The sequence below is a fragment of the Amorphus suaedae genome (genome assembly GCF_053629675.1).
Map to the genome: position 1 here is coordinate 1,483,922 of NZ_JBRJIT010000001.1, position 17,603 is coordinate 1,501,524.

Annotated in this window: 17 protein-coding genes; 10 read left to right on the forward strand and 7 right to left on the reverse strand. The window is 69.1% G+C overall.

Annotation, left to right across the window (positions count from 1 at the left end):
- Positions 1–36 precede the first annotated feature (36 nt).
- Together AB7M35_RS06640 and AB7M35_RS06645 are read left to right on the forward strand one after the other, a co-directional pair.
- Entirely contained in the window at positions 37–237 is a 201-nt protein-coding gene (locus AB7M35_RS06640) for a hypothetical protein (RefSeq protein ID WP_453958241.1), read from the forward strand.
- Between the two features lie 247 nt (positions 238–484).
- A complete protein-coding gene (locus AB7M35_RS06645; protein WP_453958242.1) occupies positions 485–679 on the forward strand; it encodes a sugar transporter in 195 nt (64 codons plus the stop codon).
- A gap of 16 nt (positions 680–695) precedes the next feature.
- Here AB7M35_RS06645 and ntrC read toward each other — a convergent pair whose 3' ends face one another.
- The 3 genes from ntrC to dusB are packed head-to-tail and all read right to left on the reverse strand — an operon-like array spanning position 696 to position 4,290.
- Positions 696–2,150, reverse strand: coding sequence for a nitrogen regulation protein NR(I) (ntrC, locus tag AB7M35_RS06650; protein ID WP_453958244.1), 1,455 nt, complete (start codon positions 2,148–2,150; stop codon positions 696–698).
- Complete coding sequence (locus tag AB7M35_RS06655; RefSeq protein ID WP_453958247.1) at positions 2,150–3,268, reverse strand: two-component system sensor histidine kinase NtrB; 1,119 nt, start codon at positions 3,266–3,268, stop codon at positions 2,150–2,152. The genes ntrC and AB7M35_RS06655 overlap by 1 nt, the downstream gene beginning before the upstream one ends.
- Entirely contained in the window at positions 3,265–4,290 is a 1,026-nt protein-coding gene (gene dusB / locus AB7M35_RS06660) for a tRNA dihydrouridine synthase DusB (protein ID WP_453958250.1), read from the reverse strand. Before dusB ends, AB7M35_RS06655 begins: the two co-directional genes overlap by 4 nt.
- A 145-nt stretch (positions 4,291–4,435) precedes the next feature.
- Here dusB and AB7M35_RS06665 point away from each other — a divergent pair, with 145 nt between their 5' ends.
- The 3 genes from AB7M35_RS06665 (at position 4,436) to AB7M35_RS06675 (ending at position 7,326) form a co-directional block, all read left to right on the forward strand.
- Positions 4,436–5,677: a bifunctional 2-C-methyl-D-erythritol 4-phosphate cytidylyltransferase/2-C-methyl-D-erythritol 2,4-cyclodiphosphate synthase gene (locus AB7M35_RS06665; RefSeq protein WP_453958251.1), complete on the forward strand. Its 1,242-nt coding sequence runs from the start codon at positions 4,436–4,438 to the stop codon at positions 5,675–5,677.
- Positions 5,674–6,171, forward strand: a complete 498-nt coding sequence (locus tag AB7M35_RS06670) for a CinA family protein (protein WP_453958253.1) — start codon at positions 5,674–5,676, stop codon at positions 6,169–6,171. The genes AB7M35_RS06665 and AB7M35_RS06670 overlap by 4 nt, the downstream gene beginning before the upstream one ends.
- 300 nt (positions 6,172–6,471) lie before the next feature.
- Positions 6,472–7,326, forward strand: a complete 855-nt coding sequence (locus AB7M35_RS06675) for a GNAT family N-acetyltransferase (RefSeq protein ID WP_453958256.1) — start codon at positions 6,472–6,474, stop codon at positions 7,324–7,326.
- A 77-nt stretch (positions 7,327–7,403) separates the two neighbouring features.
- Here AB7M35_RS06675 and AB7M35_RS06680 read toward each other — a convergent pair whose 3' ends face one another.
- Positions 7,404–8,234, reverse strand: coding sequence for a TrmH family RNA methyltransferase (locus AB7M35_RS06680; protein ID WP_453958258.1), 831 nt, complete (start codon positions 8,232–8,234; stop codon positions 7,404–7,406).
- Positions 8,234–9,184, reverse strand: a complete 951-nt coding sequence (locus tag AB7M35_RS06685) for a class I SAM-dependent methyltransferase (RefSeq protein WP_453958261.1) — start codon at positions 9,182–9,184, stop codon at positions 8,234–8,236. Before AB7M35_RS06685 ends, AB7M35_RS06680 begins: the two co-directional genes overlap by 1 nt.
- A gap of 199 nt (positions 9,185–9,383) precedes the next feature.
- On the opposite strand from AB7M35_RS06685, the gene AB7M35_RS06690 reads away from it, so the two are divergent.
- The 4 genes from AB7M35_RS06690 to AB7M35_RS06705 all read left to right on the forward strand — a co-directional run bounded on the left by AB7M35_RS06690 (position 9,384) and on the right by AB7M35_RS06705 (position 13,958).
- Complete coding sequence (locus tag AB7M35_RS06690) at positions 9,384–10,142, forward strand: SRPBCC family protein (protein ID WP_453958263.1); 759 nt, start codon at positions 9,384–9,386, stop codon at positions 10,140–10,142.
- A gap of 86 nt (positions 10,143–10,228) precedes the next feature.
- Positions 10,229–10,714, forward strand: coding sequence for a (2Fe-2S)-binding protein (locus AB7M35_RS06695; RefSeq protein ID WP_453958265.1), 486 nt, complete (start codon positions 10,229–10,231; stop codon positions 10,712–10,714).
- Between the two features lie 53 nt (positions 10,715–10,767).
- On the forward strand, positions 10,768–13,137 hold the full coding sequence (locus AB7M35_RS06700; RefSeq protein WP_453958267.1) for a xanthine dehydrogenase family protein molybdopterin-binding subunit: 2,370 nt from the start codon (positions 10,768–10,770) through the stop codon (positions 13,135–13,137).
- A 20-nt stretch (positions 13,138–13,157) separates the two neighbouring features.
- Positions 13,158–13,958, forward strand: coding sequence for an FAD binding domain-containing protein (locus AB7M35_RS06705; protein WP_453958270.1), 801 nt, complete (start codon positions 13,158–13,160; stop codon positions 13,956–13,958).
- Positions 13,959–14,057: 99 nt separating this feature from the next.
- Here AB7M35_RS06705 and AB7M35_RS06710 read toward each other — a convergent pair whose 3' ends face one another.
- Entirely contained in the window at positions 14,058–14,435 is a 378-nt protein-coding gene (locus AB7M35_RS06710) for a hypothetical protein (protein ID WP_453958272.1), read from the reverse strand.
- A 328-nt stretch (positions 14,436–14,763) separates the two neighbouring features.
- Between AB7M35_RS06710 and AB7M35_RS06715 the strand changes: the two genes are divergently transcribed.
- Complete coding sequence (locus AB7M35_RS06715) at positions 14,764–16,314, forward strand: bifunctional aminoglycoside phosphotransferase/ATP-binding protein (protein WP_453958273.1); 1,551 nt, start codon at positions 14,764–14,766, stop codon at positions 16,312–16,314.
- 25 nt (positions 16,315–16,339) lie between these two features.
- Here AB7M35_RS06715 and AB7M35_RS06720 read toward each other — a convergent pair whose 3' ends face one another.
- Complete coding sequence (locus AB7M35_RS06720) at positions 16,340–17,539, reverse strand: MFS transporter (protein WP_453958275.1); 1,200 nt, start codon at positions 17,537–17,539, stop codon at positions 16,340–16,342.
- Positions 17,540–17,603: the final 64 nt, after the last annotated feature.

Consider the following 17,603-nt stretch of genomic DNA (forward strand, 5'->3'; position numbering starts at 1 on the left):
TGGACAAGATCCGGATAACACAAGGAGTCGTCGACCATGTTCCGCATCGCTGTTCAGGCGATCTGTGGTGGTGCCGTTCTTGCCGTCATCGCAGTTGGCCCGACCGTCCTCTTCGCAAGCGCCGCCCGTCTCAATCGCGAGCCCGGCGTCATCACCGAACGCATGCCCTGCGGCATGACCGGTTCCGAGTGCGCCGAAGCGCGGATGCTCGCCAGCCTCCAGAGCATGCAGCAGTAGCCGGACTGCCCTTCATTCAAGCTGCACGCAAGCGCGTGCCGGAGCGGCCCAATGGCCTGTTCCGGCGCGCTTTTCTGCGTTCCGAGGCCCCTTGCGAGCGGCCCGCCCCCGGGCCTTGCAAGGTCCGGTTCATCATTCTGAACGTCACCTAAAAGACCGGCTCAGGATCGGTTCAGGCCGACTCCGTCAGGTTCGCCATCAACACGCCGCCGCCAGGCACCGTTGATCGCAACCCGGAGTACACGCCATGACCCGCACCCTGATCCAGGCCATTTCCGCCGGCACCCTGATGGCCACCCTGATGGTCGGCCCGATCGCCGCCTCGGCGATCGCCTTCCACGGAACGCCGTCGTTCCTGTCGGACAAGGTGCTGTGCTACGCCCGCGGCATCTCCTGCGGCCAGGGTCCGGTGCTGCTGCCGGCCGTCATGCGGATCCGCTGAGCCTTCGTGGCGAAACCTACCTGTTCCAGCGGATCAGCTGGATATCCAGGTCGCGGATCTTCTTGCGCAGCGTGTTGCGGTTCACGCCCAGAAGTTCGGCAGCCTTGATCTGGTTGCCGCGGGTGGCCGCAAGGGCCGCCGAAATCAACGGATACTCCACATCCCGGATGATCCGGTGATAGAGCCCCGGCGGCGGCAACTGATTTCCGAAGCTCGTGAAATACGCGTTGAGGTGACGTTCGACGGACAGCGGCAGCGTCTCGTCCTCACGCGGCTCCGACCCCTCCTCGTCGGAGGAGACCGGCGCTTCCGCCTGCTCCAGTTCGTGATCGATCAGGGCGGCGTTGACGACATCCTGCGGATAGAGCGCCGCCAGACGGCGCACCAGGTTCTCCAGCTCGCGCACGTTGCCGGGCCAGCGGTAGGCCTGCAGGCGCTCCAGCGCGTCCTGCTCGATGCGCTTGGGCGCCAGACCCTCCTTCTCGATGCCCACGAAGAAGTGGCGGACCAGGTCCGGAATGTCCTCGCGCCGCTCGCGCAGCGGCGGAATCCGGATCGGCACCACGTTCAGCCGGAAGAACAGGTCCTCGCGGAACAGCCCCTGGCGGATCAGCTGGCGCAGGTCCCGGTGGGTGGCGGCGACGATGCGCACGTTCGACTTGATCGGGGTGCGGCCGCCCACCGTGGTGTACTCGCCCTGCTGCAGCACCCGCAGCAGCCGCGTCTGCGCCTCCATCGGCATGTCGCCGATCTCGTCGAGGAACAGGGTCCCCCCCTCGGCCTGCTCGAAGCGGCCGGCGTGGCGGGTGGCGGCGCCGGTGAAGGCCCCCTTCTCGTGGCCGAACAGCTCCGCCTCGATCAGGTCCTTCGGGATCGCGGCCATGTTGATGGCGACGAACGGCCCCTTGCGGCGCTTGCCGTAGTCGTGGAGGGCGCGGGCGACGAGCTCCTTGCCGGTACCGGATTCGCCGACGATCATCACCGACAGGTCGGTCTGCATCAGCCGGGCGAGCACCCGGTAGATGTCCTGCATGGCGGGCGAGCGGCCGACGAGCGGGATCTTCTCGCCGGAGTCCGCGTCCTGCGCGGTCTCGCGCGGCGTCTTCGGCTCCGCCAGCGCCCGGCCGATGATCGACGTCAGCTCCTTCAGGTCGAAGGGCTTGGGCAGGTACTCGTAGGCGCCGCGCTCGGAAGCCTTGATCGCCGTCATGAACGTGTTCTGCGCGCTCATCACCACGACCGGCAGGTCCGGGCGGATCCGCTTGATCCGCGGGATGAGGTCGAACGCGTTCTCGTCGGGCATCACCACGTCGGTGATGACCAGATCGCCCAGCCCCTGGCTGACCCAGTTCCACAGCGTGGTGGCGTTCGACGTCAGCCGGACGTCGTAGCCCACGCGCGAAAGCGCCTGGTTGAGGACCGTGCGAATGGCCGCGTCGTCGTCGGCGACGAGGATTGTTCCCTGGGACATTAATGCTCCGTAGCCTGGCCGCCCTGGTGGCCTTTGATTTCGAAGAAGGCCGGCATGAGGATCCGGAAGGTCGTGCCGCCGTTGCTGGTGTCGCACTCGATGACACCGCCATGATCGCCGATGATCTTGGCGACGAGCGCGAGGCCGAGCCCGGATCCGTTGGTCTTCGTGGTGATGAACGGATCGAACAGGTGGGGCAGGATGTCCTCGGGGACGCCGGGCCCGTTGTCGCGGACGCAGAATTCCATCGGCAGGCTCACCCGGTCCGTGCTGCCCGGCATCGACAGGCGGATGCCGGGACGGAACGCCGTCGACATGACGATTTCGCCGTCGCTCCGGTCGCCGATCGCCTCGCTGGCGTTCTTCACGAGGTTGATGAACACCTGGATGAGCTGATCCCGGTTCGCCAGCACCGGCGGCAACGAGGGATCGTACTCCTCGACGATCCGGATCTGGCGCGCGAAGCCCGACGCCGTCAGCCGCTTCACATGTTCCAGAACCGCGTGGATGTTCACGGGTTCCCGCTCGATCGGGCGTTCGTCGCTGAACACCTCCATGCGGTCCACGAGCTTGACGATCCGGTCCGTCTCGTCAGTGATCAGCCGGGCGAGCGGCCGGTCGTCCTCGCTCAGGCTCGGTTCGAGAAGCTGCGCCGCCCCGCGGATGCCGGAGAGCGGATTCTTGATCTCGTGCGCCAGCATCGCGGCCAGGCCGGTGACCGTCCGCGCCGCGCCGCGCGACGTGAGCTGACGGTCCATCTTGTCGGCCATCGTGCGTTCCTGCAGCATCACCACGATGTCGCGCGTCTCTTCGGAGGTGGGGGCGGCGTAGATGTCGACCATGCGGTCGGCGCCAAGCCGCGGCGAGGACAGATCAATGCGATACTCCGCTACGGCCCCCCCGCGCGTCCTCACTTGCATGAGAAGTGCCAACAGCGGGCTGCCGAACGGAATCAGGTCGGCCAGCCGCGTCCGCTTCAGCACCGGCAGGCTCGCCTGGAAGAATGCCTCGGCGGCACTGTTCGCCGCGCGGATCCGATCTTCCTCGTCGAGGAGCACGATCGGATGCGGCAGCGCGTCGAGCATCGCTTCGGACAGGAAGGCTCGCGCGTCTGTCATGCCGCTTGCTCCTTTGGGGTTTCGTCGAACCAGACCGACAGCAGACGCAGCACGGCGGCCGGCTCGGATTCGGTGAGAATGGCGCGACGCAGATGCGGCCTGTCGCTGGCGCATCCCGTCGAAACCGTGTGCTCGATGGCGGCGGCGAGGTGCTTGCGCGCCGTCCGCACGCCAACGTCTACGCCGTAGTGGTCGACGCAGGCCGAAAAATGTTCGGCGCTGAGGGCGGCAAGCTCAGGCATGCCGGGCGCCACGGCTTCGGCGGCGCAGGCATCCAGGGCCCGCGCGATCGCGCCCGGGAGCCAGGGCCGGCCGGTGGCGGCGCGGCCGACCATCAGCGCCGTGGCGCCCGACCGCTCGAGCATCTCCCGCGCATCGGCCACGGTGGCGCAGTCGCCGTTGGCGACGACCGGAATGGAGACGGCATCGACCACGCTGCGGATCGCGTCCCAGTTCGCCTGTCCCTTGTAGAACTGCTGGCGCGTGCGGCCATGGACGGTGACCAGCTTCACCCCCTCGTCTTCCGCGCGGCGGGCGAGCTCGGGCGCGTTGAGCGACGCCTCGTCCCAGCCGAGGCGCATCTTCACGGTGACCGGGATGGAGACCGCCCCCACCACGGCACGGATCAGCGAAATGGCATGGTCGAGGTCGCGCATCAGGGCGGATCCTGCCAGGCCGCCGGTCACCTTCTTGGCGGGGCAGCCCATGTTGATGTCCACGAGATCGGCGCCATTTGCCTCGACAAAGCGGGCCGCCTCGGCCAGATAGTCCGCACGGCAGCCGGCAAGCTGCACCGCCCGCGGCGACATGTCGGCGCAGTCGGCCTTTGCCGTCGCCTCGATGTCGCCGGCAAGCAGACGGTCGCCGGCCACCATCTCCGAAAAGACGAGACCAGCGCCCAATCGATGGGCAATGCGGCGAAACGGAAGGTCGCTCACGCCGGACATAGGCGCCAGCAGCACCCTGTTCGGAACGGAAAGGCGATCTATCCGAAAGGCCGGCGGGGAAGACGGGTCCGGCATGCCTACTCTCTACGCAATATATTGCATTGCCTATAATGTAGCCATTTCTGAGGCAACAGCAAGCAACTCCGTACCTTGTCGGTCACGGCAGACACGAACTAAACGATTGGCGTGAACGTGCAAGGAACGAAGGAACGGTTGGGCCTTGGTAACTGGTGAAGAAAAGGGCGGAATTCGGGTCGCCGTGCTGGTGGTTGCGGCGGGACGCGGGGTGCGCGCGGCCGATCCGGCCACGCCGTTGCCCAAGCAGTACCGGCGCGTCGGCGGAAGCGCCGTCCTGACCTGGACGCTGCGCGCGCTGCTCGCGCACCCGTCGGTCGACCGCCTCCGCTGCGTTATCCACCCGGACGACGGGGAGCTGTACCACGCCGCGACGATCGACGATCCACGCATTCTGGCCCCCGTCGCCGGCGGCGCCTCGCGGCAGGTCTCGGTGCGGCTCGGCCTGGAGGCGCTCGCCGCGGAAGCGCCGGATATCGTGCTCATCCATGACGGCGTGCGGCCGTTCGTCTCCGCCGCCCTCATCGAGCGGCTGATCGGAGCCCTCGATGGTTCGGACGGCGCCATCCCGGCCCTTCCCGTCACCGACACCGTCAAGCGCGCCGATGGCGGCGGGCGGGTCACCGAGACGGTGCCCCGCGACGGCCTGTGGACGGTCCAGACGCCGCAGGCGTTCCGCTTTCCCGCGCTGCTGGCGGCCCACCGGCGCGCCGCGATGGACGATCCCGACCGTTTCACCGACGATGCCAGCATCGCCGAATGGGACGGCCTGCACGTGGCCATCGTCCCGGGAGACCCGATGAACCGGAAGCTCACCACCGCCGCCGACATCGTCGAGGCAGCCACCCTGCTGTCCGCACCGACCGCGCGACCGACCGACATCCGCGTCGGCTCCGGCTACGACGTGCATCGCTTCGGGCCCGGCAGCTTCGTGACCATCGGCGGTATCGAGATCCCCCATGACCAGGGTCTCGTCGGACATTCCGATGCGGACGTCGGCCTTCATGCCCTGACCGACGCCATCCTCGGCGCGCTCGCCGACGGCGACATCGGTGCGCACTTTCCGCCCACCGACCTGCAGTGGAAAGGCGCCGCCTCCGACGCGTTCCTGGCGTTCGCCGTCGAGAAGGTCGCGGCCCGCGGCGGCCGGATCACCCACCTGGACCTGACCATCGTCTGCGAGCGGCCGAAGATCGGGCCCCACCGCGACGCCATGCGCGCCCGCATCGCCGGGATCGCCGGCCTCTCCCTCGACCGGGTCGCCGTCAAGGCCACCACCAGCGAGACGCTCGGCTTCACCGGCCGCCGCGAGGGCATCGCCGCGAGCGCCACCGCAACCCTTGCCCTGCCCTCCTCTCCCGAGGGCGGGGACCAGGAGGTCTCATGACCACACCCGCCGCCCTGATCGCTTCGGCGACGTCCCTCCTCCAGCTCTGCCGGGAGCGCGGCGTGATGCTGGCGACCGCCGAATCGTGCACCGGCGGCCTGATCGCCGCGACGCTGACCGAGGTGGCCGGTTCGTCCGACGTCGTCGACCGGGGCTTCGTCACCTATTCGAACGCCGCCAAACGCGAGCTTCTCGGCGTGCCGACCGACCTGATCGAGGAACAGGGCGCCGTCAGCGAGGCGGTCGTCCGCGCGATGGCCAAGGGCGCGCTGGCGCGCTCCAACGCCGACGTGACCGTCGCGGTGTCCGGTGTCGCCGGCCCCGGCGGCGGAACGGCGGAGAAGCCCGTGGGCCTGGTGCATCTGGCGGTCGCCCGGACCGGCCGCCCGACGCTGCACCGGGAGTGCCGATTCGGCGCCATCGGGCGGTCCGACGTGCGGATGGAAACCGTGGCGGAGGCCTTCTCGCTCATCGAGCGGGTGCTGGCGGACTGAACTGCCCTGTTGCACTGACGCACCTTCGCTACAATTTAGTGGGTGCCGATTGTCAGGGACTGCCCGGAAAAGTATGGTCGGCTTCAAACAAGCAAGCGGGTGGGATGACGCTCAGCTCAGAGGTTGAGCTCACGCCCGCATCGGCTGGAATTCGTTCCGCTCCCACATTAGGCGGTGGATTGAGAGCGGACTGAGGGGGCCAGACGGCCGGCCAATGAGCGAATGACACCAAAGCCATCCATGCGACGATCTGTTCCTGCCGACCGACCCTACGGGCGTCCCGCCCGCTGGATTCCCGGCATGCGGTTCGCCAACGGCCGCCTCACGCCGCGCGACCGCTTCTCGCCGATCCTCGGCCAGCTCGGCCCGCTCGAGGTCCGGCTAGCCCGCACAGCGGCCGAGGTACGCAAGGCCCAGAACATCCGCTACCGCGTGTTCTACGAGGAGATGGCGGCGATCCCCGACATCAACGTCCTTGCAACGCGCCGCGATCAGGACTCCTACGACGCGCTGTGCGATCACATGCTGGTTCTCGACCACGAGGCCCCGCAGAAGGCGTTCCGCCGCCGCAAGCCCCAGGTCGTCGGCACCTACCGGCTGCTGCGCCAGGAGACCGCCGACCTCAACGGCGGCTTCTACACCGCCGGCGAATACGACATTCAGCCCATCATCGATTCGCATCCGAACCTGCGCTTCATGGAGCTCGGCCGTTCCTGTGTGCTGAAGCCCTACCGCAACAAGCGCACCGTCGAACTCCTGTGGCACGGCGTGTGGTCCTACGTGCTGATGCACGGCGTCGACGTGATGATCGGCTGCGCCAGCCTCGAGGGCACCGATCCGGAGCGGCTCGCCACTCCCCTCTCGTTCATGCACCACAACTGCCTGGCGCCCGAGGAATGGCGCGTGCAGGCGCTCCCGGAGCGCTACACCAGCATGAACCGGATGCCCAAGGAGGCGGTCGACGCACGCGCCGCGCTGCATGCGCTGCCGCCGCTCATCAAGGGCTACCTGCGCCTCGGCGCGTACATCGGCGACGGCGCGGTGGTCGACCACCAGTTCAACACCACCGACGTGCTGATCGTGCTGCCGGTGTCCCGGATCTCCAGCCGCTACATCAACTACTACGGCGCCGACGCCAGCCGCCACGCGAGCTGACGGCACGCCCTGGCCGGAGCCGTCCCGCCTCGCTCCGCCCACGCGGAAAGGGTCGGTGGAGAGGGGTCTGTAGCGGCCTACAGCTTCAGCCGGTTGCGGCCGAGCTCGTAGAGCATCACGCCGGTCGACACCGCGAGATTGAGCGAGTCCGCGCGCCCCGCCATCGGGATCTTCGCGAGCTGGTCGCACGCCGCCGTCAGCGCGTCGGTCAGGCCCCGCTGCTCGGTGCCCATCAGGAGCAGCACCGGCGCGTCGGTCGCCACCGTCCGGTAGTCGACCGCGCCGGCGAGATGCGCCCCGACCACCTTCCCCGGATAGTCCGCGCGCCAGGCGAGAAACGCCTCGCGGGTGGTCTTCACCATCGGCACGTGGAAGATCGAGCCCATCGTCGCGCGCACGGCCTCCAGGCCGAACGGATCGGTGGTGTCGCCGATCAGGATGATTCCCGCGCCGGCGACGGAATCGACGGTGCGGATGATCGTGCCGAGATTGCCCGGGTCCCGGACGTCCTCCAGCCCGACCCAGACCGGCCCGGGCCGGGCGGCGACGGCATCCAGGCCCTCGAGGCGTTGCCGGAACACACCCATCACCGCCTGCGGGTTCTCCCGCCGGGTCAGGCGCGCCATCACAGACGCGTTCGCCACGACGATGAGCGCCCCTCGCGCCCGTGCGGTTGCGGCCACCTGCGCCGCCATCGGCTGGTTTTCGAAATCGGCCGTCACCACGACAGTCCGCACCGGCCAATCGGCCTCCAGCGCATCGGCCACCAGCTTCAGGCCCTCGGCGAGGAACAGCCCGGTCTCCGCGCGGTGCTTGCGCTGGGTGAGCGCGCGGATCTCCTTGACCACCGGATTGGCGGCGCTGGTGACCGTCTTGATGGCGCCGGCGCGCGGGGCTTCGGTGCTCATCAGCGGGACCATCTGGAAAACAGGGAGGTGGGAAGGAGCAGCCGTCCGCCGTCCTCGCGAATCGCCAGATCGCCGCTCTCGATCGTTCCGCCGAGATCGCCGAAGGTCTCGGCCATCAGGCCGTGGGCGGCCAGCGCCGACGCGCGAATCGCATAGGCGGTGAGCACGACGAAGCCGGCATCGTCGGAGACCAGCTTGCGCAGGTCCGCCAGCAGCGGCGGCAGGCTTTCGAACACCTGCCAAGTCTCGCCCTTGGGGCCGCGCCCGAACTTCGGCGGATCGAGCAGGATGCCGTCGTAGACCGACCCGCGCCGGGTCTCGCGCGCCACGAACTTCGCCGCGTCCTCGCAGATCCAGCGGATCGGACGGTCATCGAGCCGCGACAGCGCCTGGTTGTCCCGCGCCCAGCCGATCGCCTTCTTGGAGGCGTCCACATGGGTGACCGCCGCCCCGGCTGCGGCCAGCAGCAACGACGCCACGCCGGTGTAGCCGAACAGGTTGAGGACCTTGAAGTCGCGCTTGCCGCTCGCCTTCACGCGGTCCGCCATCCAGTCCCAGTGGGCCCGCTGCTCGGGAAACACGCCGAGATGGCGGAAATTGGTAAGGCGTCCGTGGAACGTCGCCGCGTCGTAGGACATTTTCCATGTCTCCGGCACGGTGCGCGACGTGCGCCAGCGGCCGGGGCCGTCGTCGTCCTCGCTGCCGGTGAAGACGGCGTCGGCCTTGTCCCAGACCGCCTCCGGCAGATGCCGCCGCCACATGGCCTGGGGCTCCGGCCGCACGACGGTGAACCGGCCGTAGCGCTCGAGCTTCAGGCCCTCGCCGGAATCGAGCAGCGCGTAGTCGGCCCAGCCGTCGCTGACGAGCGCGGTAAGGCCGGACGGCACGCCGCTCGACGCGGCGGCGCCGGTGGACGAAATTGGGGATGGGGACGCGGGCGAAACGGACATCGGCACCTCATATCATCCCAATCGGCCGCGCGCACCGTGGCAGGCGTGCGCGCTCGACGGAAAACGGAAGCCGCTCCGGCCGGTTGCTCCGCGACGGGCGACGCGGCAAGGTAGCGGCGAAAGTCGGCCCCGCGCCGACGACCGGATCGACTGCTCAATTGCCCGGCGACGGGCCCATCAAAAAAGGAGTTCGCGTTCCATGGAAATGTCAGGGGAATATCGGATCCCGGCAACCCGTGATGCGGTGTGGCAGGCCCTCAACGACCCCGAGATCCTGAAGGCGTGCATCCCGGGCTGCAAGTCGCTCGAGAAGACGTCCGACACCGAGATGTCGGCGGTGGTCCAGGCGAAGGTCGGCCCGGTGAAGGCCACCTTCACCGGCAACGTCACCCTGCAGAACCTCAATCCGCCGACCAGCTACACCATCTCCGGCGAGGGCAAGGGCGGCGTCGCGGGCTTCGCCAAGGGCGGAGCCGACGTGAACCTCGCCGAACACGACGGCGAGACCCTTCTCACCTACAAGGCGACCGCGCAGATCGGCGGCAAGCTCGCCCAGCTCGGCTCGCGGCTCGTCGATTCGACCGCCAAGAAATACGCCGACGAGTTCTTCTCCTGCCTGTCCCAGAAGGTCGGCGACGCTTCGGCGACCGGCGGAACGGTGACCTCCGAGGCACCGGCAGACGCCCCCGCAGCAGCCGCGCCCGCCGCCGCCCCTGCTGCCGCGGCCCCCGCTCCCGCCGCCGCCCCGGCCGCAGCCGCGCCGGCACCGAAGCCGGCCGCCGAGCCGGCCAGGCACGAATCCTCTCTGGAGGAATTCGAGCACCAGGTCGAGGAGCGGTATCACGAGGTGGAAGAGCGGGTTGAGGTGGAAGCCGGCAAGGGAACGCTCGGCGGCCCCTGGATGTGGGGACTGATTGCCTTTGCGATCGTCATCGTACTCCTGCTAGTTTTTAATTGATTGAGTTCGACATACCGCCAAGGTAGGCGCGGACCGTGCCGGCGGGTGACGCGGGCGCGGGGCCCCGCGCAGTAAGGGAGGACTGGATGACCACCGTTTCCATGACCGTCAACGGACGTTCCGTGTCGGGCGATGTCGAGGACCGCACCCTGCTCGTCTCCTTCCTGCGGGAGACTCTGGGCATGACCGGCACCCACGTCGGCTGCGACACGACCCAGTGCGGCGCGTGCGTGATTCACATGAACGGCAAGGCCGTGAAGTCGTGCACCGTCCTCGTCGGCCAGGCCGACGGCGCCGAGATCACCACCATCGAGGGCCTGGCCACCGGCAGCGAGCTGCATCCGATGCAGGCCGCCTTCCGCGAGCATCACGGCCTTCAGTGCGGCTTCTGCACCCCGGGCATGATCATGATGGGCGTCGACATCGTCCGGCGCCACGGCGCCAGCCTCGACGAGGCGACCATCCGTCACGAGCTCGAGGGCAACATCTGCCGCTGCACCGGCTACCACAACATCGTGAAGGCGATTCAGGCCGCCGCGCAGTCGTCGGAGGTCGCACAGGCCGCCGAATAAAACCACGCAGCAAAGCCGGGAAACGGCGCTTTTTCGATCGGGAGGACGAAATTATGGGTGCGGAAGGTTTCGGCGCACGCGTGCTGCGCAAGGAAGATCGGCGGTTCATCACCGGCCGGGGTCAGTACACCGACGACATCACCATGAAGGACACGACGCATGGGGCTTTCGTGCGCTCGCCGCACGCCCATGCGAAGATCCGCTCGATCGACACCGCCGCGGCCAGGGCCATGCCCGGGGTGGTTGGCGTCCTGACCGGCCAGGATCTCGCGGCCGACACCCTCGGCCCGCTGATCTGCGGGTGGATGATCCATTCCCGGGACGGCACCCCGATGAAGATGGGCGCCCATCCGGCGCTCGCGGCGGAGACGGTGCGCTATGTCGGCGATGCCGTCGCCATCGTCATCGCCGAGACCCGCGACCAGGCCCGTGATGCGGCCGAAGCGGTCGAGATCGACTACGAGGTCCTGCCCGCCGTCACCGATCCGGCCCGGGCCACCGAGGCCGGCGCTCCGCTGATCCATCCGGAAGCCGAGAACAACCTGATCTACGACTGGACCATCGGCGAGGAAGCCGCGACGGCCGAACAGTTCGCCAACGCCGCCCACGTCACCAGGCTGGATCTCGTCAACAACCGGCTCGTTCCCAACGCCATGGAGCCGCGCGCGGCAATCGGGTCCTACGATCCCGGCGGCGAGCATTTCACCCTCTACACCACCAGCCAGAACCCGCACGTGGCGCGTCTGGTGCTGTCGGCCTTCGTCGGCATGGCGCCCGAACACAAGCTGCGGGTGATCGCGCCCGACGTGGGCGGCGGCTTCGGCTCGAAGATCTTCATCTACCCGGAAGAGACCGCCTGCCTGTGGGCTTCCAAGCAGATCGGCGGCCGCCCGGTGAAGTGGGTCTCCGACCGTACCGAAGCCTTCCTGACCGACGCCCATGGCCGCGACCACGTCACCCACGCCGAGCTGGCGCTCGACGCCGACCACAAGGTCACCGGCCTGCGGGTGAAGACGATCGCCAACCTCGGCGCCTACATGTCGACCTTCTCGTCGGCGGTGCCCACCTACCTCTACGCCACGCTGTTGTCTGGCCAGTACGCGATCCCGCAGATCTTCGCGGAAGTGCAGGCGGTCTATACCAACACCACCCCCGTCGACGCCTATCGCGGTGCCGGGCGGCCGGAGGCGACCTTCGTCGTCGAGCGGCTGATGGAGACCGCGGCGCGCGAACTCGGCGTCGATCCGGCCGAGCTTCGGCGCAAGAACTTCGTGCGCGCTTTCCCCCACCAGACGCCGGTGATCATGGCCTATGACGCCGGCGATTACGAAGCGAGCATGTCGGCCGCCCTCGCCGCCGCCGACTACGACGGCTTCCCCGCCCGCAAGGCGGAAGCGGAAGCGCGCGGCAAGAAGCGCGGCATCGGCCTCTCCTGCTACATCGAGGCCTGCGGCATCGCGCCGTCCCAGGCTGTCGGCTCCCTCGGCGCCGGCGTCGGCCTGTGGGAATCGGCGGAGGTGCGGGTCAATCCGGTCGGCACCATCGAGGTGCTCACCGGCACCCACAGCCACGGCCAGAGCCACGAGACGACCTTCGCGCAGATCGTCAACGAGCGCTTCGGCGTGCCGACCGATTCCGTGTCGATCGTCCATGGCGACACCGACAAGGTGCAGTTCGGCATGGGCACCTACGGCTCGCGCTCGGCCGCCGTCGGCCTCTCGGCGGTCTTCAAGGCCCTCGACAAGGTCGAAGCCAAGGCGAAGAAGCTCGCCGCCCACCTGATGGAGGCGGCGGAAGGCGACATCGTGCTGGAGGACGGCAGCTTCAAGGTGGCCGGCACCGACCGCAGCCTGGCCTTCCACGAGGTGGCGCTGGCCGCCTACACCGCCCACAACATGCCGGAGGGAATGGAGCCGGGCCTGAAGGAGACTTCCTTCTACGACCCGACCAACTTCACCTTCCCCGCCGGCTGCTATGTCTGCGAGGTGGAGGTCGATCCGGACACGGGCGTGACCAAGATCATCCAGTTCGTGGCCGCCGACGACTTCGGCCGCATCATCAACCCGATGATCGTCGAGGGTCAGGTCCACGGCGGCCTCGCCCAGGGCATCGGACAGGCCCTCATGGAGGGCTGCGTCTACGACCACGAGTCGGGCCAGCTGCTCACCGCCTCGTTCATGGACTACTGCATGCCGCGCGCCGAAGACCTTCCGTCGTTCAAGGTGATGACGACGGAGACCGTCTGCCCGGGCAACCCGCTCGGCGTGAAGGGCTGCGGCGAGGCGGGCGCGATCGGTTCTCCGCCGGCCCTCATCAACGCTCTCACCAATGCGATCGGCTCCAACGACCTCGCGATGCCGGCCACCCCGCTCAGGGTCTGGCAGGCGCTGAGGACGTCGGCTCCGAACGCGGCCGCCGCTTAACTCCGAGTAAGGACAGGACCATGTACGCCACCCACTACTCCAAAGCGACTTCGCTGGACGATGCCGTCGCCAAGCTCGGCAGCGCGGAAGACGGCAAGTTCCTTTCCGGCGGCCAGACGCTGCTGGCCACCATGAAGCAGCGGCTCGCCGCGCCGTCCGACCTCATCGACGTCACCCGGATCCCCGAGCTGAAGGGGATCTCCGTCGAGGGCGACACCCTCACGGTGGGCGCCGCGAGCACCCACTACGAGGTGATGTCGTCGGACACGGTGAAGAACGCCATCCCGGCGCTCGCCGACATGGCCAGCGTGATCGGCGACCCGGCGGTCCGCAACATGGGCACCATGGGCGGCTCGATCGCCAACAACGACCCGGCCGCCGACTATCCGGCCGCCCTCGTCGGCCTCAACGCCACCGTCCACACAAACAAGCGCGCAATCCCCGCGGACGACTTCTTCACGGGGATGTTCGAGACGGCGCTTGAGGACGACGAGATCGTCGTGAAGATCTCGTTCCCGGTGCCGGAGAAGGCCGGCTACGAGAAATTCCGCAACCCGGCCTCGCGCTACGCCATGTGCGGCGTGATGGCGGTGAAGCTGAAGGACGGCTCGATCCGGGTCGCGGTGACCGGCGCCGGCGACGGCGGCGTCTTCCGCGTGCCGGAGATGGAGCAGGCGCTCGCCTCCAACTGGTCGCCGGACGCGGTCGCCAACATCACCGTCCCGGCCGACGGCATGATGGGTGACCTGCACGGCTCGCAGGAGTACCGGGCCCACCTCGTGACCGTGATGGGCAAGCGCGCCGTCGCCGCCGCGCACTGACCGGCGCCACGGACGCCTGAAACGGGAAAGCCCGGCCTCTCGCGAGGCCGGGCTTTTTCATGCGTGCACGGTGAGCCGATGCGCACGCCTCGCGAGGCGCTAAACGTCCTCGACCGTCACCACGGTGAACGTGTGCATCTCGTCGTCGTCGTCGCGGACGGACACGTACTCGCCGGGGATGAAGGCGTGGGCGCCGAAGCGGTAGCCGCTCTCGTCGTCCTCGTCGCCATCGATGTCGTAGCGGAACGCCCAGCGCCCGCCGGGACCGTGGACGAGGTGGCCGATGTCCCACTCCTCGTCGCCCCAGAAGCGCCGGACCGTGCACTTCTCGCGCACCGTGCGCCATGCCTCGGCATCGATGTGTCCGTCCTCGTCGAGCGGTGCGAAGAATTCGTAGCCGTGCCGGGCCGAGCCGTTCGGAAACTCCTTCGTGCGCGCGAGATTGAGGCGGATCTTCTTCAGGTCTGGGTCGCTCATGGTCTTCTCCTGGCAAATGGCCGCTGGCGCCGCTTCAGTCAGGTTCGTGGGCCTCCGGATCCTCAGATCCGGACAGGGCAGTCTCGTTCGGTTTCCTCCCGCGCGGGCGCGGTACGCAACCCCAGCTTCCTGGAGTTCCACTTCCGGGTGAAAAGTCTAGACGGACCGAAGCCGATCCCACAGCCCCCTGGGGAACGCTTCCCGACGGCGAACGGTTCTTTCCGTCCCGTTCACGACACGACGCCACCGGAAGCGCCGCCGCCTTGATCCGGCTCAATCCACCGCCCAGACTTCCCCCCTATCCCCGAGAGGATGCCCGGAGGATGAGATGACCGAAGACCCGACCCCGCCCTCCGACGACCAGGCGGCGATCGTCGCCTTCCTCGAGGATCCGGCGACCCATGGCGGCGCGCGGACGCGGCGGATCGACACCCATGCCGCGATGGTCTTCCTGGCCGGCGACGACGCCTACAAGATCAAGCGGCCGGTCCGGTACGCCTATCTGGACTTCTCGACGCTGGATCGCCGCAAGGCCGCCTGCGACCGCGAGATGGAGGTCAACCGCGCCTACGCCGGCGAGATCTACCGCGGCGTCGTGCCGATCACCCGCGATGCCGCCGGCGGGTTCGCCATCGACGGCGACGGCGTGCCGGTCGAGTGGGCCGTGCACATGCAGCGCTTCGACGAGACCGCGACCCTCGACCGGGCGATCCTCGAGGGCCCGCTGCCCGCCGACGTGCTCGACATGCTCGCCGACCGCCTCGCCGAGGCCCATGGCGAGGCGCCGCGCCGCGACGGCGCACCGTGGATCGACGACCTCGGCCGCTATCTCGACGACAACCGGAACGCGTTCTCAGCGGCTCCCGACCTCTTCCCGGAAGACGACGCAGAGACGCTCGACCGCCGCGCCCGCGAGACCCTTGCCGCGATCCGCCCGCTCCTGGAGGCGCGCGGCCGCGCCGGCAGGATCCGCCACATCCACGGCGACTGCCACCTCGGCAACGTCGCCATGATCGACGGCGCGCCGCGCTTCTTCGACGCCATCGAGTTCGACGACCGCATCGCGACCGGCGACGTGCTCTATGACCTGGCCTTCCTGGTCATGGACCTCTGGCGCCACGGCGAGCACCTCGGCGCCTCGCGCGTCTTCAACCGCTATCTGACGGTCCAGGGCGACGCCGACGACCTGGCCGCGCTGGCGGCCTTTCCCTTCTTCCTGATGATGCGCGCCGCGATCCGGGCGAAGGCCGGGGCGGCCCGCCTGCGCTTTCTCGACGAAACCGAGCGCGCCGATACCGTCCGCGACGCCACCGACGCATTCCGCCACGCCTGCGCCTTCCTGGAGCCGGTGCCGGCCCGGCTCGTCGCCGTCGGCGGCCTGTCGGGCACCGGCAAGACCACCGTCGCCCGCAAGCTCGCCCCCGCCCTCGGCCGCGCGCCGGGCGCCGTGCATCTGCGCACCGACGTGCTGCGCAAACGCCAGGCGGGCGTGGCGCAGACGCAACGGCTGCCGGCCGAGGCCTACACGAAGGCCGCTTCCGAGACCGTCTACGCCGAGCTGTTCGCCGAGGCCCGGACCGTCCTCGCCGCCGGCCAGGCCGTCGTGGTCGACGGCGTCTTCGCGGCCCCGGACGAGCGCTTGCAGGCCCGGCGCGTCGCCGAGGAGGCCGGCGTGCGCTTCTCCGGCATCTGGCTGGAGGCCCCGCCCGAGACCCTTGCCGAACGGGTCGACGGCCGCACCGGCGATGCCTCCGACGCCACCGCCGACGTGGTCCGCACCCAGGCGACCTACGACATTGGCGACATCGACTGGGACCGCGTCTGGACCGGCGGGCCCGGCGACGAAACCCTGGAGGCCGCCCGGAAAAAGCTGAACTAGCCCGCGGCGTCCTGCCTGCCCGAACCTACTCGCGCGCCAGGCGCAGGCGGACGAAGAGCGCTCCGGCGATCGCGACGATCCCCAGCGCGCCGGCGAAGATCATCACGCCGTCCGCCTGTCCGAAGCTGTCGACGAGCACGCCCGTGGCCATCGCCGACAGGGCGGCCGGGAGATATCCCCCGAAGGAGAACAGGGCGGTCGCCTCGGCGCGGTTGCCGGACGGCACGTGCAGTCCGATCAGGGTGAACCCGCCGAGCTGCGCGAAGCCCTGCGCCGCCCCAGCGAGGGGCGCGGCCGCGATCAGCAGCACCGCGCTCGACAGCACCACCGCGAACGTCATGGAGACCGTCGCGGCGAGCGTCAGCCCCGAGCCGATCAACAGCAGGGTGCGGATCGACAGCCGGCGCAGCGCGAACTGCACGCCCGTCGCGGCGACGAACATCAGGCACGCCGTCCCGCCGGCGATGAGCGGGCTCGCCACCCCCAGGAGCCGCGACAGCACCGACGGCCCCAGCGACAGGACGAACGAGGTCGCCGCCATCGCCGGCGCGAAGATCGCGATGCCGGCGGCCAGGTTGAGCCCGTTGCCGGCCGGGATGCGCGGCACGCCGAACCGGCGCGGCGCGCGCGCCCCGATCGGCGGAAACCGCAGCAGCGCGACGATGACGAAGGCCGAGAGCATCGAGGCGAACAGCACCGCGAAGACCGGCACCACGGGCGCGTCGAGGATCTCCGACAGCGCGCCCGCCAGCAGCGGCCCGAAGGCCGCGCCCAGCACGGTCGCCACCGACGCGGCGCGCGACGCCGCCCGGCGCCGGTCCGGCCCGCCGAGGTCGACGATGGCCGCCGCCCCGACCGAGATGGTCGTCCCGCCGGCGATCCCCGCCAGCACCCGCGCCGCGAGCAGCATCGCGATGTTGTCGGCGAAGGCGAACAGCACGGTGGCGACGAGGCCGCAGGCGATGCCCGGCAAAAGGACAGGTTTGCGGCCGTAGCGGTCCGACAGCTGCCCCGCCACCAGCAGCGCCGACAGGAGGCCGCCGATATAGACCGCGAAGATCAGCGTGATGGCGCCCGCCGAGAAGCCGATCTCGCGCTGCCAGGCGACGTAGAGCGGCTGCGGGGCGTTGGACAGGGCGAAGACGGCGGCGACCGCCCATGCGGCAGACCACATGCGCCACGCGGGATGGCGCTCGGAGGCAGACAGGACCGGGGAAGCGGACACGAACGCGACTCACGACGGGGACGGAGCCACCCAGTCTATGGCCTCCTTCCCGTCCCGGCGAACA